The organism is Streptomyces composti (genome assembly GCF_012034205.1).
Lineage (GTDB): Bacteria > Actinomycetota > Actinomycetes > Streptomycetales > Streptomycetaceae > Streptomyces > Streptomyces composti.
On sequence record NZ_JAATEM010000009.1, the window covers coordinates 16,871 to 31,303 of the forward strand.

The following is a 14,433-nucleotide window of genomic DNA, read 5'->3' on the forward strand; positions in this document are numbered from 1 at the left end:
GTTCTACGGGACAAGGGTGTCCGCATGTTGGACGAAGGTGGACTGTGTCCAGATCGCCGTGACACGCTTCCGCCATGCCTGGAACTGGGATCGCCTTGGTGAGTCGGCGGCACGTCGACCTCGGCCGCATGTCCAGCGCCATCTGTCCGGCGCGCTGAGACCACCTCCAGCATCTCCCGGCATTCTCTCCCGCTTTCCCCCGCGCAATGACGCGCGAATCTGTCCGCGCGCCCGATCAGCGCTGGTCAGAGCCGCTTTTCCCGCCTGTCCCGAAGGACGTATCAGCCATGGCCGCCACCCCGCAGAAGCCTGCCGCCGCGCAGAAGCCTGCCACCGCGACTCCCCGCCGCAAGGCGAGCCGTCACCGCGGTGAGGGCCAGTGGGCCGCGGGGCACTTCACCCCGCTCAACGGCAACGAGCAGGTGAAGAAGGACGACGACGGTCTCAATGTGCGGACACGCATTGAGACGATCTACTCCAAGCGCGGATTCGACTCCATCGACCCCAGCGATCTGCGCGGCCGGATGCGCTGGTGGGGCCTGTACACCCAGCGCAAGCCCGGAATCGACGGCGGCAAGACCGCGATCCTGGAGCCGGAGGAGCTGGACGACCGCTACTTCATGATGCGGGTGCGCATCGACGGCGGCGCGCTCACCACCCAGCAGCTGCGCGTCATCGGGGAGATCTCCCAGGAGTTCGCGCGCGGCACCGCCGACATCACCGACCGGCAGAACGTCCAGTACCACTGGATCCGTATCGAGGACGTGCCCGAGATCTGGGACCGGCTGGAGAGCGTCGGCCTGTCCACCGTCACCGCCTGCGGCGACACCCCGCGCGTGATGATCGGCTCGCCGGTCGCCGGCATCGCCGAGGACGAGATCATCGACGGCACTCCGGCGCTGGAGGAGATGAAGCGCCGGGTCCTGGGCAACAAGGCCTATTCGAACCTCCCCAGGAAGTTCAAGACCGCGATCTCCGGCTCGCCGTCGCTGGACGTGGTGCACGAGATCAACGACGTCGCCTTCGTCGGCGTCCGGCACCCCGAGCACGGCCCCGGCTTCGACCTGTGGGTCGGCGGCGGCCTGTCCACCAACCCCAAGCTGGGCGTGCGGCTGGGCGCCTGGGTGCCGCTGGAGGACGTCCCCGACGTCTACGAGGGCGTGCTGTCGATCTTCCGCGACTACGGTTACCGCCGGCTGCGCAACCGGGCCCGGCTGAAGTTCCTGGTCGCCGACTGGGGCGCCGAGAAGTTCCGCCAGGTGCTGGAGGACGAGTACCTGGGGCGCAAGCTCATCGACGGTCCGGCGCCCGAGGAGCCGGTGTCCCGCTGGCGCGACCACATCGGTGTGCACCGGCAGAAGGACGGCCGCTACTACGTCGGCTTCGCCCCGCGCGTCGGCCGGGTGGACGGCACCACCCTCACCAAGATCGCCGACCTGGCGGAGGCGCACGGCTCGGGCCGGGTGCGCACCACGGTCGAGCAGAAAATGATCATCCTGGACGTGGCGGAGGACCGGGTCGACTCGCTGCTCGACTCCCTGGAGGCGCTCGACCTCAGCGCCAGGCCCTCCCCGTTCCGGCGCGGCACCATGGCCTGCACCGGCATCGAGTTCTGCAAGCTCGCCATCGTCGAGACCAAGGCGCGCGGCGCCTCACTCGTCGACGAACTGGAGCGCCGCCTGCCGGACTTCGACGAGCCGCTCACCATCAACCTCAACGGCTGCCCCAACGCCTGCGCCCGTATCCAGGTGGCGGACATCGGTCTCAAGGGCCAGCTGGTCCTGAACGACCAGGGCGAGCAGGTCGAGGGCTACCAGGTGCACCTCGGCGGCGCGCTCGGCCTGCAGCCGGGCTTCGGCCGCAAGGTGCGCGGACTGAAGGTCACCGCGGCCGAGCTGCCGGACTACATCGAACGGGTGCTCAAGCGCTTCCAGGCGGAGCGCGAGGACGGCGAGCGGTTCGCCGCCTGGGTGAGCCGCGCCTCCGAGGAGGCCCTGTCATGAGCGAGCGCGCGGCGCCCTTCTACTGCCCGTACTGCGGCGACGAGGACCTGCGGCCCAGCGAGGCCGCCGACGGCGGGCACGGCGCCTGGGAGTGCGGGGCCTGCAACCGGGCCTTCCGGCTGAAGTTCCTCGGGCTGCTGAGCCGGGGTCTCGGGCGATCCGACACGGGAGGGGAGCGGATATGACGGCCGTTCAGGAAGAGCGCAGCGCCGAGGAGTTGAAGGCGCTCGCCGAGCAGGCGGGCCGGGACCTCGAGGACGCCTCCGCGCTGGAGATCCTGCAGTGGGCCGCCGGGACGTTCGGCAAGCGCTTCTGCGTGACCTCCTCGATGGAGGACGCGGTGGTCGCCCACCTCGCCTCGCGCGCCCTGCCCGGCGTCGACGTGGTGTTCCTCGACACCGGCTACCACTTCCCGGAGACCATCGGCACCCGGGACGCGGTCGCGGCCGTCATGGATGTCAACGTCATCACCCTGACGCCCCGGCAGACCGTCGCCGAGCAGGACGCCGAGTACGGCCCCGGGCTGCACGACCGGGACCCCGACCTGTGCTGCAAGCTGCGCAAGGTGCAGCCGCTGGAGGAGGGCCTGAAGGGCTACCAGGCGTGGGCGACCGGCCTGCGCCGCGACGAGTCCCCCACCCGGGCGAACACCCCGGTCGTCGGCTGGGACGCCAAGCGGCAGAAGGTCAAGATCTCCCCCATCGCCCGCTGGACCCAGGACGACGTGGACGCCTACGTCGCCGAGCACGGCGTACTGACCAACCCGCTGCTGATGGACGGCTACGCCTCCGTCGGCTGCGCGCCCTGCACCCGCCGGGTGCTCGAGGGCGAGGACCCGCGCGCAGGCCGCTGGGCGGGCCGCGCCAAGACCGAGTGCGGACTGCACGGCTGAGCCATGACGACCACCGAGCTTCAGGAGAACCACGTGACGACCGGAGCCACCGTCTGGCTCACGGGTCTGCCGAGCGCCGGCAAGACCACCATCGCGTACGAGCTGGCCGGCCGGCTGCGCGAACAGGGCCGCCGCGTCGAGGTGCTCGACGGCGACGAGATCCGCGAGTTCCTCTCCGCGGGCCTCGGCTTCAGCCGTGAGGACCGGCACACCAATGTGCAGCGCATCGGGTTCGTCGCCGAACTGCTCGCCCGCAACGGCGTCGTGGCGCTGGTGCCGGTGATCGCGCCGTACGCGGACAGCCGGGACGCGGTGCGCAAGCGTCACGAGGCGAACGGGACCCCGTACGTGGAGGTGCATGTGGCGACCCCGGTCGAGGTGTGCTCCGTCCGCGACGTCAAGGGCCTGTACGCCAAGCAGGCCGCCGGGGAACTCACCGGCCTGACCGGGGTGGACGACCCCTACGAGGAGCCCGAGGCACCCGACCTGCGCATCGAGTCGCAGCACCAGACGGTGCAGGAGTCCGCGGCGTCGGTTTTCGCGCTGCTGAGCGAGAAGGGACTGGCATGACGACGAGCGTCACGACCGTCACCGAGGACACCGAGAGCCCGTACGCGCTCTCCCACCTGGACGCGCTGGAGTCCGAGGCGGTGCACATCTTCCGTGAGGTGGCGGGGGAGTTCGAGAACCCGGTGATCCTGTTCTCCGGCGGCAAGGACTCCATCGTCATGCTGCATCTGGCGTTGAAGGCGTTCGCCCCGGCGCCGGTGCCGTTCGCGCTGCTGCACGTGGACACCGGGCACAACTTCCCCGAGGTCATCGACTACCGGGACCGCACGGTGGCCCGGCACGGTCTGCGGCTGCACGTGGCCTCGGTGCAGGACTACATCGACCGGGGGGTGCTCAAGGAGCGCCCGGACGGCACACGCAACCCGCTGCAGACGCTGCCGCTGACGGAGAAGATCCAGAGCGAGAGGTTCGACGCCGTGTTCGGCGGGGGGCGCCGGGACGAGGAGAAGGCCCGCGCCAAGGAGCGGGTGTTCAGCCTGCGGGACGAGTTCTCGCAGTGGGATCCGCGCCGGCAGCGTCCGGAGCTGTGGAATCTGTACAACGGCCGGCACGCCCCCGGCGAGCATGTGCGGGTCTTCCCGCTGTCGAACTGGACCGAGCTGGATGTGTGGCAGTACATCGCCCGCGAGCGCATCGAGCTGCCGGCCATCTACTTCGCCCATGAACGTGAGGTGTTCCGGCGCAACGGGATGTGGCTGACGGCGGGCGAGTGGGGCGGCCCGAAGGAGGGCGAGGTCGTCGAGAAGCGGCTGGTGCGCTACCGGACCGTGGGCGACATGTCCTGCACCGGCGCGGTGGACTCCGACGCCGACACGATCGAGAAGGTGATCACCGAGATCGCCGCCTCCCGGCTGACCGAGCGCGGCGCCACCCGCGCCGACGACAAGCTGTCCGAGGCCGCGATGGAGGACCGCAAGCGCGAGGGGTACTTCTAGACATGAGCACCACCACGACCGAGGCTCTCTCGGCCACCACTCTGCTGCGGTTCGCCACCGCCGGTTCCGTCGACGACGGCAAGTCCACGCTGGTCGGGCGGCTGCTGCACGACTCCAAGTCGGTTCTGGCCGACCAGCTGGAGGCCGTGGAGCGCGCCTCGCTCAGCCGCGGCCAGGAGGGACCGGACCTGGCCCTGCTCACCGACGGGCTGCGCGCCGAGCGGGAGCAGGGCATCACCATCGACGTGGCCTACCGCTACTTCGCCACCCCCCGGCGGCGGTTCATCCTCGCCGACACCCCCGGCCATGTGCAGTACACCCGGAACATGGTCACCGGCGCCTCCACCGCCGAGCTGACGGTGATCCTGGTCGACGCCCGCAACGGCGTCGTCGAGCAGACCCGCCGGCACGCCGCCATCGCCGCGCTGCTGCGCGTGCCGCACGTCGTCCTGGCGGTCAACAAGATGGACCTGGTCGGCTACCGGGAGCCGGTGTTCGCGCAGATCGCGAAGGAGTTCACCGCCTACGCCACCGAACTGGGCGTGCCCGAGGTCACCGCCATCCCGATCTCCGCGCTGGTCGGCGACAATGTCGTGGAACCTTCCGCGCACATGGACTGGTACGGCGGTCCCACCGTCCTGGAGCACCTGGAGACCGTGCCGGTCAGCCACGACCTGGCGCACTGCCACGCCCGGCTGCCCGTGCAGTACGTCATCCGCCCGCGCAGCGCGGAGCTGCCCGACTACCGCGGCTACGCCGGGCAGATCGCCGCCGGCACCTTCCGGGTGGGCGACGAGGTGACGGTGCTGCCGTCCGGGCGGTCGACCACGATCACCGGGATCGACCTGCTGGGCAAGCCCGTCGACATCGCCTGGACGCCGCAGTCGGTGACGCTGCTGCTCGCCGACGACATCGACATCTCCCGCGGCGACCTGATCGTCCCTGCCAAGGACGCCCCGGCGACCACGCAGGATCTGGAGGCGACGGTGTGCCATGTCGCCGACGAGCCGCTGACCGTCGGCCACCGGGTGCTGATCAAGCACGGCACGCGCACGGTCAAGGCGATCGTCAAGGACATCCCGTCCCGGCTGACCCTGGACGACCTCTCGCTGCACCCGCACCCGGGCAGACTGGTCGCCAACGACATCGGCCGGGTGAAGATCCGCACCGCCGAGCCGCTGCCCGCCGACTCCTACTCCGACTCCCGGCGCACCGGTTCGTTCATCCTGATCGACCCCGGCGACGGCACCACGCTCACCGCCGGCATGGTCGGCGAGTCCTTCGCCGCCCCGGAGCCCGTCAAGGACGACGCCGAGGACGACGGGTGGGACTTCTGAGCATGCATCCGGCCGGCTGCCGCGACTACTTCGCCACGTTCGCCAAGGAGGGCGGGCGTGTCGGCAGTGGTGCGCTGGGCAGCGGCCAGGGCGGGGTGGCCCGATGTGCGCGATGAGCCGCGCGGACCGTCCCGGCCCGCGCACACCCCACCGCCGTAGACGAAAACCTGCCGACTCCCGGCCGCGTACCGACGCCGGTACGTGACCGCCGGGCCTGGCGAGAGGAAACCCCTGGTGCCTGCCACGACCGCCCTGCGCCGCGTCCTCGCGGTGCTGGCCGTGCTGCCGCTGTTCGCCCTGGCCGCCTGCGGCTACGGGTCCCAGGCGAAGGACCACGGCAGCACCGCGATCGCCGCCGGCGCCCGGAAGACCGACGGTCTCGACGCGGTGCGGATCGGCCACTTCGGCAACCTCACCCACGGCACCGCCCTGGTCGGCAAGAACAAGGGCTTCTTCCAGAAGGCGCTCGGCGCGACCGAGGCACGCTACGCGGTGTTCAACGCGGGCCCCTCGCAGATCGAGGCGCTCAACTCGGGCTCCATCGACATCGGCTGGATCGGCCCCTCCCCCGCGATCAACGGCTACGTCAAGTCGCAGGGCACCAACCTGCGCATCATCGGCGGCTCGGCGTCGGGCGGGGTGAAGCTCGTCGTCGACCCCGGAAAGGTGACGTCGCCGAAGGACGTCAGGGGCAAGCGGATCGCCACCCCGCAGCTCGGCAACACCCAGGACGTGGCGTTCCTGCACTGGGCGTCCGAGCAGGGCTGGGACGTGGACCCGCTCAGCGGCAGGGGCGACGTCACCGTCGTGCGCAGCGACAACAAGGTCACCCCCGACGCCTTCCGGTCCGGGTCCGTCGACGGCGCCTGGGTGCCGGAGCCCACCGCGTCCAAACTGGTCGCCGAGGGCGGCAAGGTGCTCCTCGACGAGGCCTCGCTGTGGCCGGACGAGGAGTTCGTCATCACCAACATCGTGGTCCGGCAGGAATTCCTGAAGGAGCACCCGAAGGCCGTCGAGGCGGTGCTGCGGGCCTCCCTGGAGACCAACCGCTGGATCAACGCCCACCCGGAGCAGGCCAAGGCCGCCGCCAACGAGCAGCTGGCCGCCGACGCCGGCAAGGCCCTGCCGGACGAGGTGCTGGACCCGGCGTGGGAGTCGATCCGGTTCACCGACGACCCGCTGGCCCGAACCCTCGGCCGGCAGGCCGACCACGCCGTCGAGGCCGGCCTGCTCGAGCAGCCGGACCTCACCGGCATCTACGACCTCACGCTCCTCAACAAGCTCCTCGAGGCTGAGGGCGAACCCCCCTTCGACGACGCCGGCCTCGGTGCCGGACAGCCCGCATCCCCGAAGAGTCCCAGGAGGTGACGACCATGGCCACCACGCTCGCCAAGGCCGACGACGGTCAGCGGACCGAGGTCTCGCACGCCGCGCGCATCGAGCACATCTCCAAGTCGTTCGACGGACCGGCCGGCCGCCAGCTCGTGCTGGACGACATCAGCCTCGATGTCGCACCGGGCGAGTTCGTGACCCTGCTGGGTGCCTCCGGCTGCGGCAAGTCCACGCTGCTCAACCTGGTCGCGGGCCTGGACCGGCCCAGCGCCGGCACCATCACCACCGACGGCCGCCCCGCCCTGATGTTCCAGGAGCACGCCCTCTTTCCCTGGCTGACCGCGGGCAAGAACATCGAACTCGCCCTGAAGCTGCGCGGCGTGCCGAAGTCCGAGCGGCGCGAACGCGCCGAGGAGTTGCTGGAGCTGGTGCGGCTGAAGGGCGCGCACCGCAAGCGGGTGCACGAGCTGTCCGGCGGTATGCGCCAGCGGGTCGCCCTGGCCCGCGCGCTCGCCCAGGAGAGCAAGCTGCTGCTGATGGACGAGCCGTTCGCGGCGCTGGACGCCATCACCCGCGACGTGCTGCACGACGAGCTGACCCGCATCTGGCGCGAGACCCGGCTGTCGGTGCTGTTCGTGACGCACAACGTGCGCGAGGCCGTGCGGCTCGCCCAGCGCGTGGTGCTGCTGTCGTCCCGGCCGGGCCGGATCGCCCGCGAGTGGCGGGTGGACATTCCGCATCCGCGCCGCATCGAGGACACCGCGGTCGCGGAGCTGTCCGTCGAGATCACCGAAGAGCTCCGGGGGGAGATCCGCCGCCATGGCCAGCACTGAGACCACCCAGGACGTCAAGGACGCCAGGAGCCCCGGCGAGGCCTCGGACCTCGCCGGCCTGGAGGCGGGCCTGGACGCCCTGGAGACCGTGCAGACCCGGCGCAAGCCGCTGCGGCAGACCTTCACCGAGAAGATCCTGCCGCCCGTGGTCGCCATCGCCCTCGTCCTGGCGGTGTGGCAGGCGCTGATCTCCTTCAAGGTCGTCGACGACCCGACCAAGCTGCCCTCGCCCGGCGCCGTGTGGGAGGTGCTGCGCCAGGCGTGGCTCCAGGGCGAACTGCTCGGCTACATCTGGACCAGCGTCTCGCGCGGCCTGCTCGGCTTCTGCTTCGCGCTGCTCATCGGCACCCCGCTCGGCCTGCTGGTGGCCCGGGTGAAGGTGGTGCGGGCGGCCATCGGCCCGATCCTGACCGGCCTTCAGTCCCTGCCGTCGGTCGCCTGGGTGCCCCCCGCCGTGATCTGGCTCGGCCTGAACAACCAGATGATGTACGCCGTCATCCTGCTCGGCGCCGTCCCCTCCATCGCCAACGGCCTGGTCTCCGGCGTCGACCAGGTGCCGCCGCTGTTCCTGCGCGCGGGCCGCACCCTGGGCGCCACCGGTCTCAAGGGCACCTGGCACATCGTGCTGCCGGCCGCCCTGCCCGGCTATGTGGGCGGCCTGAAGCAGGGCTGGGCGTTCTCCTGGCGCTCCCTGATGGCCGCGGAGATCATCGCCTCCTTCCCCGACCTGGGCATCGGCCTCGGCCAGCTGCTGGAGAACGGCCGCAACGCCAGCGACATGGCCATGGTGTTCGAGGCCATCCTGCTCATCCTCACCGTCGGCATCGCCATCGACCTGCTGATCTTCAGCCCGCTGGAGCGGTGGGTGCTGCGCAGCCGCGGCCTGTTGGTGAAGAGCTGATGGCGATGCAGCCGGTCCTCCTCGTCGTCGCCCACGGCAGCCGCGACCCGCGGCATGCCGCGACCGTGCACGCCCTGGTGCGCCGGGTCCGCGAGCTGCGCCCCGGGCTGCGCGTGGAGACCGGCTTCCTGGACTTCAACGTGCCCTCGGTGCCGGGGGTGCTGGAGTCCCTGGCGGCGGAGGGCGTCCGTGACGTGGTCGCCCTCCCGCTGCTGCTGACCCGCGCCTTCCACGCGAAGGCCGACATCCCGGCCGTCCTGGCCGAGGCCCCCGCCCGGCTGCGCATCCGCCAGGCGGACGTCCTCGGCCCCTCCCCGCTGCTGCTCGCGGCGCTGGAGCGCCGGCTCTACGAGGCGGGCCTGAGCCCCGCCGACAAGTCCTCGACCGGGGTCGTACTGGCCTCGGCGGGGTCCACCGACCCGGAGGCGATCGCAGTGATCGCAGACATCGCGCGGGAGTGGCGGCACACCGGTTGGTGCGCCGTGCGGCCTGCGTTCGCCTCCGCATCCCTTCCCCGCACCGAGGACGCGGTGCGCGAGCTGCGCGACCTGGGCTGCGAGCGTGTCGCCGTCGCCCCCTACGTGCTCGCCCCCGGCTTCCTCCCGGACCGCATCGCCCGGGGCGCCGCCGAGGCCGATCTCCTCGCCGGTGTCCTGGGCCCGGCCCCGGAGGTGGCCCGCCTGCTGCTGGCCCGTTATGACGAGGGCCGGGTGCCGGTGCTGACGGCCGTCGGGGCGTGAGAGGCGCGGCACGTCTTCCGCATGCCCCCGCGCAGGCTGTCCGTCGAGCTGTCCGTGAGCGGTTGATCGGGTAGCGTCGGGAGGACCACACCGGGGTGCGGGGCTCCGGTGCTGTGCCGACTGACGTGCGCAGGAGAGCTGTTGGACCGATCAGCCCAGCACCGGGGTGCGCCCGCGGTGGCGCTGCTGTCGATCGGGGTCGGCAGCTTCGACGAGGGCGGCGAGCTGGAGGAGCTCGGGTTCGTCCAGGACCGGATGGACGAGGTCGCGCGGGCGTTCCGCCGCCTGCACGCCACGGTGGAACGTTCGCTGGACGCCACCGAGAGCGAGATCGAGTCGCTGCTGCGCGAACGGCTCGTCGAGGGCACCGGTTCCTTCGACGTCCTCGTGGTGCATCTGATCGGGCACGGCCTCATCGACCGCACCCGCCGTCTCTCCTTCGTCGCCCGCGACAACCGCGAGGTGGACGTCGACCGGTGGATCGAGAAGGCCCAGCGGGAGATCGAACGCGGCGGCATGCGGCACCGCGTGGTCTTCCTCGTCGACACCTGCTCGGCCGGCACCGCCACCGGACGCCAGCCGTTCACCGAGCTGGACACCGACCGAGGTGTCTGGGCCCTCGGAGCGTCGGTCAGCGACACGCCGACGGAACGAGGGCAGTTCAGCCGCTGGATCGCCGCGGCACTGCACCGGCTGGCCGACCGGGACCTCGCCCTGGACGAGGAGTCCGTCCCGTTCAGCCGCTTCGTCCGCGAACTGATCCGGGTGATCCGCTCCGAGCAGCCGCCGCGCCGCTTCTCGATGGGCTTCAGCATCGAACAGGGCGACGCCGACTGGCCGTTCCTGCCCAACCCCCGGCTGGCCTCGCTCACGGCCGAGCAGGTCCACCTGCACCACCGGTCGCTGGGATATGTGCCGGGCGAAGGCCCGGGGACGGGATCCGGCGGGCCCCGGCACCTGGACGACACGCGCTACTTCGTCGACCGGGCGTCGGGCCGGGGGCTGGTGTCCACGGACACGAGCACCGGCTTCTTCTCCGGCCGGGCGGCGGAACTCGGGCAGTACCTGCGGTGGCTCGACGGCGACGCACCTCTGCTGACGGTGACGGGAGCCGCGGGCGCCGGGAAGTCCGCGCTGCTCGGCGTCATCGTCTGCGCCGGTGATCCGCGACTGCGGCACCGGTTCCGCGAGTTGTGGGAACCGGCCGGACGGGACCTGCCGGAGGTGCCCGGCCTGGTGGCCGTCCATGCGCGGCAGCGCACGGTGCGGCAGGTGATCGACGCGATCGCGGAGCGGGCCGGTCTGGGCACGGGGGCGGTGTCCCAGCAAGCGGCTGATCCGGCCTTCGACCAGATGCTGTCGGCAAGCCGTCTGCATCACGCTCTGGCAGGGCTGGCCACGCCCTGCGTGATCGTGCTCGACGCCGTGGACGAGAGCACCGAGCCCGAGGCCGTGCTGCGTCTGGTGGCCCAGTTGCTGGGACGCTCGGCCCCGTGCCGGATCGTCCTCGGCGGCCGACGCGAGGTGGTGACCGCGCTGCCGGCCCTCGAGGGCGCGGCGGACATCGCCGCGGACGAGATCGACCTGGACGCGGCCGAGAGCCGGACGGTCGAAGAGGACGTACGGCACTACATCGAGCGTCTGTTGTCGGTTCGCGAGCCCTACGCGAACGGTGAGTCCGCCGAGTTCGTGCCCCTCCTCGCCAAGAAGGGCGCGCGGCACATCGCGGGCGGGCCGTCGTCGCAGGGCCCCTGGGGCCCGTTCCTCCTCGCCGGCCTGTACGTGCACTATCTGCTGACGCTGCGTTATCCGCCGCGGGACGAGGTGAGTGCGGACGCCTACGCGAAGTCCGCCTCGGCGGACCTGCCCGCACTGCTGGAGTCGATCCTCAAGGTCCGGCGGCGCGACTACCCGTACCTGCGTCCCGTCCTGTCCGTACTGGCCCGGTCCCACGGTGACGGCATGCCACGCACGACCCTGCGGCGCTGTCTCGCGGCCCTCGAGGCCGGCGGCGTCGACGACGAGTGGCTCCGGGCGACTCTGCAGGAGGCCGCTCCCTTCCTGCGGTACGGCACCGACCCGGACAGCGGCGACACGCTGTACCGCCTGTTCCATCAGGGGCTCGGTGACTACCTGCGCCGGCATCCGGTGAGCGAGGATCCGCTCTCCGAGGCCGAGAGCGTGCAGCTCGAACGCAGGCTGCTGGAGGAACTCGTCCGCCCCTTCACGGCGGATGCCGCCACGGACACCGACACCGACACCTGGGAAAGCGCCGAGACCGAGCCGTACGTCCTGCGCCACGCCCTGGCACACGTCGCCCGGGCCGAGGCGGCGGACTGGGCCGAGCGCCTGCTCGGCGATCCGTACTTCGTGGTCCGTTTCGGCCTGAAGGGCGACCACCGCGCGCTCGACTTCGTGAGTGCCTCGCCCGCCGACGACCATCTGCGGCTGCTGAGCGCCTCCTGGGCCACGCACGCCCGGCTGCGCTCCCCGTCCGACCGTGCCTCCGTCCTGGCCTTCGACGCGGACCGGCTGGGGATGCCGGAGCTGCGGCAGCGCTTTGTGCGGATCGCCCGGGACACCGCCGTACAGGCAGGTGCCGGAGGGGATGCGCTGCTGTGGTCGCGGGGCGGGCAGGCCGCCGCACGCAGCCGGTTCATCGAGGTCTCGGGCAACGCGGTGCACGACATCGCGTTCTCTCCGGCCGGTGATCTGCTCGCCGTCGCCACCGCCGAGGGAGTGCAGCTGCTGGAGACGGAGACCTGGCAGCCCGTCGTTCCCGCACTCGGCAGCAAGCAGCGTCCCGGGACGAGCATCGTCGCCTTCTCGCCGGACGGTGGTCTGCTCGCTCTGGCCAGGGCTGCCTCCGCTCAGAACATCCAGCTCTGGGACGTACGCCGTCGGGCGCCCGCCGGCCCGCCGTGGTCGGTGTGGACGGGCACACCGACCACGCTGGTCTTCTCTCCCGACAGCCGCTGGCTGGCCGTGGGCAGTCAGGAACTCGGCGTCTCCGTCTGGGACGTCAAGGGGGACGGCGGTCCGGTGGAGGTGGCACGCCGCGGCCCCAGCACCGGCGCCGAGGATGTGCAGCGCGTGCAGAGCCTGTCCTTCAGCCCCGACGGCCGCCGGCTGGCGGTGTGCGTCTCCGGAGTGGTCGGCCTGTGGGAACCGGAGGGCGACCACTGGACTCCTCTGCCGAGGGAGCGATTCGCGCCACCCACCGCCTTCGCGCCCGACGGCCGACTGGTGACGCACTCGGTGTCCGGCCTCTCGCTGGGGTCCGTGGAGGACCTGGCGCGGGGACCGGAGATGCCTCCGGACGACCCCGTGAATGCTCTGGCGTTCAGCTTCGGCGGGTCCGTCCTGGCGGTCAGCAGCAGAAGGTCGCTGCAACTCATCGAGCTGCGGTCGGCCCGTATCGTGAACAGCTTCCCGCTCGGTGGTTCCAGGGCGTCGGCGGTGGCCGTGCATCCGGTGACCGGCGTACTGGTCAGCGGGCACAACGACGGGCACCTGCGGGTGTGGCCGTCCTCCGCCGACCCGGCACACGCAGCCGGCCTGGCACGCTTCTCGCCCGACCGTGTCGTCGCCGCCCCGGACGGCCGCTTCCTCGCCGCCTTCGACCAGGACCGCCAGGTGCTGCGGCTCCTCGACCCCGCCACCGGCAGGCCAGTGGCGAGCCGGCCGCACGACGAGCCCACACTGCGCCTGGTTCTCGCCCCTGGCGGCGACATCCTGCTGGCATGGGCCTACCGTCGGCTGTACGTGTACCGGACCGGGTCGCTGGAGCTTTCGGAGCCCGCGGTACTGGACCTGGCGGGGCGGCCGGCCGAGCCGCCCGTCTTCTCCCCGGACGGAAAGCTCTTCGCGGCGCTGGTGACGGAACAACGCGGCGGTGGTTGGTTCCTGACGCTCTGGGATGCCACAACCCTGCGCCCGCATCGACGCATTCCGCTCCCCGGCGAGCCCGACCTCGACGGCTCCGTGGGCTTCGCCGGCAACGACCGGGTGTACGTCGTCGTGAACGGAGCGATGGCGACCTACAGTTGCGCCCTCACCGACCGGGAGGCCCCGCCCCGATGACCCGCGTACTCGGCATTCACGGCGTCCGCAACTACAAGGCCGCCGACACCACACCGGCCCTGGGCGGCAAGCGGCTGCGTGACGACTGGCTGGCCGCACTCGGCCCCCGCGTCCCCGGACTGGACCTGGAGACGGCGTACTACGCGGACCTGCTGCGCAGTGAGCGGCAGAGCGACACGCTCGAGGACGCCGAACTCGCCCTGGTGGAGCAGTGGGCGCTGGCCTGGGGTGTGGACACGGCCGGTGTCCAGGGGCGGGCGACGGGCTGGCTGCGCTGGATCTGCGGCCAGGTCGCGCAGCGCACCGGGCAGCGGCCGGCCGTGGTCGAACGGACCGTGCGGCTGTTCTTCCCGGAGGTGACGCGATACTTCACCGGCGGACGCGAACCCGTGCGGCAGCGGGTGCGGGAGGCGCTGCTGCGGCACCGGCCGGAGGTCGTGGTGGCGCACTCGCTGGGCAGCGTGGTCGGTTACGAGACGCTGCACGAGCTGGCGGACGAACTGGACGTGCGGCTGCTGCTCACGCTGGGCTCCCCGCTGGCCCTCCCCCACGCGATCTTCCACCGGCTCGTTCCGGGCCCCCGGGACGGCCGCGGCGTCCGGCCGCCGAACGTGCGGCGGTGGGTGAACGTCGCCGACCGGGGCGACTTCGTGGCCATCCCCAAGGGGGAACTGGGGCGTGTCTTCACCGGGGTCGAGGAGCTGCCCGACATCAGCATCGCGCCGCTGTGGCCGCACGGCGTCCTCGACTATCTGAAGCACCCGTCGGTGATCGGTGCCCTGCTGACGCGCTGACGCCCGCCGGTTC

General features: G+C 71.6%; 14 protein-coding genes. All 14 read left to right on the plus strand.

The window, feature by feature from the left end:
• The first annotated feature begins 74 nt into the window (after positions 1-74).
• The 14 genes from HCJ93_RS30115 (at position 75) to HCJ93_RS09170 (ending at position 14,420) form a co-directional block, all read left to right on the plus strand.
• Complete coding sequence (locus HCJ93_RS30115) at positions 75-158, plus strand: putative leader peptide (protein ID WP_310887545.1); 84 nt, start codon at positions 75-77, stop codon at positions 156-158.
• 129 nt (positions 159-287) lie between these two features.
• A complete protein-coding gene (locus tag HCJ93_RS09110) occupies positions 288-2,003 on the plus strand; it encodes a nitrite/sulfite reductase (protein ID WP_167992853.1) in 1,716 nt (571 codons plus the stop codon).
• Positions 2,000-2,188: a hypothetical protein gene (locus HCJ93_RS09115; protein WP_167992854.1), complete on the plus strand. Its 189-nt coding sequence runs from the start codon at positions 2,000-2,002 to the stop codon at positions 2,186-2,188. Before HCJ93_RS09110 ends, HCJ93_RS09115 begins: the two co-directional genes overlap by 4 nt.
• Positions 2,185-2,895 (plus strand): phosphoadenylyl-sulfate reductase, encoded by a 711-nt coding sequence (locus HCJ93_RS09120; protein WP_167992856.1) that lies wholly within the window; start codon positions 2,185-2,187, stop codon positions 2,893-2,895. The genes HCJ93_RS09115 and HCJ93_RS09120 overlap by 4 nt, the downstream gene beginning before the upstream one ends.
• Before the next feature lie 33 nt (positions 2,896-2,928).
• The gene (gene cysC / locus HCJ93_RS09125; protein ID WP_373563571.1) at positions 2,929-3,465 is read left to right on the plus strand and encodes an adenylyl-sulfate kinase; all 537 of its coding nucleotides are present in this window, start codon (positions 2,929-2,931) and stop codon (positions 3,463-3,465) included.
• Positions 3,462-4,400 (plus strand): sulfate adenylyltransferase subunit CysD, encoded by a 939-nt coding sequence (gene cysD, locus HCJ93_RS09130; protein WP_167992865.1) that lies wholly within the window; start codon positions 3,462-3,464, stop codon positions 4,398-4,400. Before cysC ends, cysD begins: the two co-directional genes overlap by 4 nt.
• Positions 4,401-4,402: 2 nt before the next feature.
• Positions 4,403-5,737, plus strand: a complete 1,335-nt coding sequence (locus tag HCJ93_RS09135) for a sulfate adenylyltransferase subunit 1 (protein ID WP_167992867.1) — start codon at positions 4,403-4,405, stop codon at positions 5,735-5,737.
• Entirely contained in the window at positions 5,725-5,853 is a 129-nt protein-coding gene (locus tag HCJ93_RS09140) for a hypothetical protein (protein ID WP_167992869.1), read from the plus strand. The genes HCJ93_RS09135 and HCJ93_RS09140 overlap by 13 nt, the downstream gene beginning before the upstream one ends.
• 118 nt (positions 5,854-5,971) lie before the next feature.
• Positions 5,972-7,105, plus strand: coding sequence for an ABC transporter substrate-binding protein (locus HCJ93_RS09145; RefSeq protein ID WP_167992876.1), 1,134 nt, complete (start codon positions 5,972-5,974; stop codon positions 7,103-7,105).
• Between the two features lie 5 nt (positions 7,106-7,110).
• Complete coding sequence (locus HCJ93_RS09150; protein ID WP_167992885.1) at positions 7,111-7,902, plus strand: ABC transporter ATP-binding protein; 792 nt, start codon at positions 7,111-7,113, stop codon at positions 7,900-7,902.
• Entirely contained in the window at positions 7,889-8,803 is a 915-nt protein-coding gene (locus tag HCJ93_RS09155) for an ABC transporter permease (protein WP_167992886.1), read from the plus strand. The genes HCJ93_RS09150 and HCJ93_RS09155 overlap by 14 nt, the downstream gene beginning before the upstream one ends.
• Positions 8,803-9,543 (plus strand): sirohydrochlorin chelatase, encoded by a 741-nt coding sequence (locus HCJ93_RS09160; protein ID WP_167992888.1) that lies wholly within the window; start codon positions 8,803-8,805, stop codon positions 9,541-9,543. The genes HCJ93_RS09155 and HCJ93_RS09160 overlap by 1 nt, the downstream gene beginning before the upstream one ends.
• A 141-nt stretch (positions 9,544-9,684) precedes the next feature.
• Positions 9,685-13,626 (plus strand): AAA family ATPase, encoded by a 3,942-nt coding sequence (locus tag HCJ93_RS09165; protein WP_167992890.1) that lies wholly within the window; start codon positions 9,685-9,687, stop codon positions 13,624-13,626.
• Positions 13,623-14,420, plus strand: a complete 798-nt coding sequence (locus HCJ93_RS09170) for a hypothetical protein (protein WP_167992892.1) — start codon at positions 13,623-13,625, stop codon at positions 14,418-14,420. The genes HCJ93_RS09165 and HCJ93_RS09170 overlap by 4 nt, the downstream gene beginning before the upstream one ends.
• Positions 14,421-14,433: the final 13 nt, after the last annotated feature.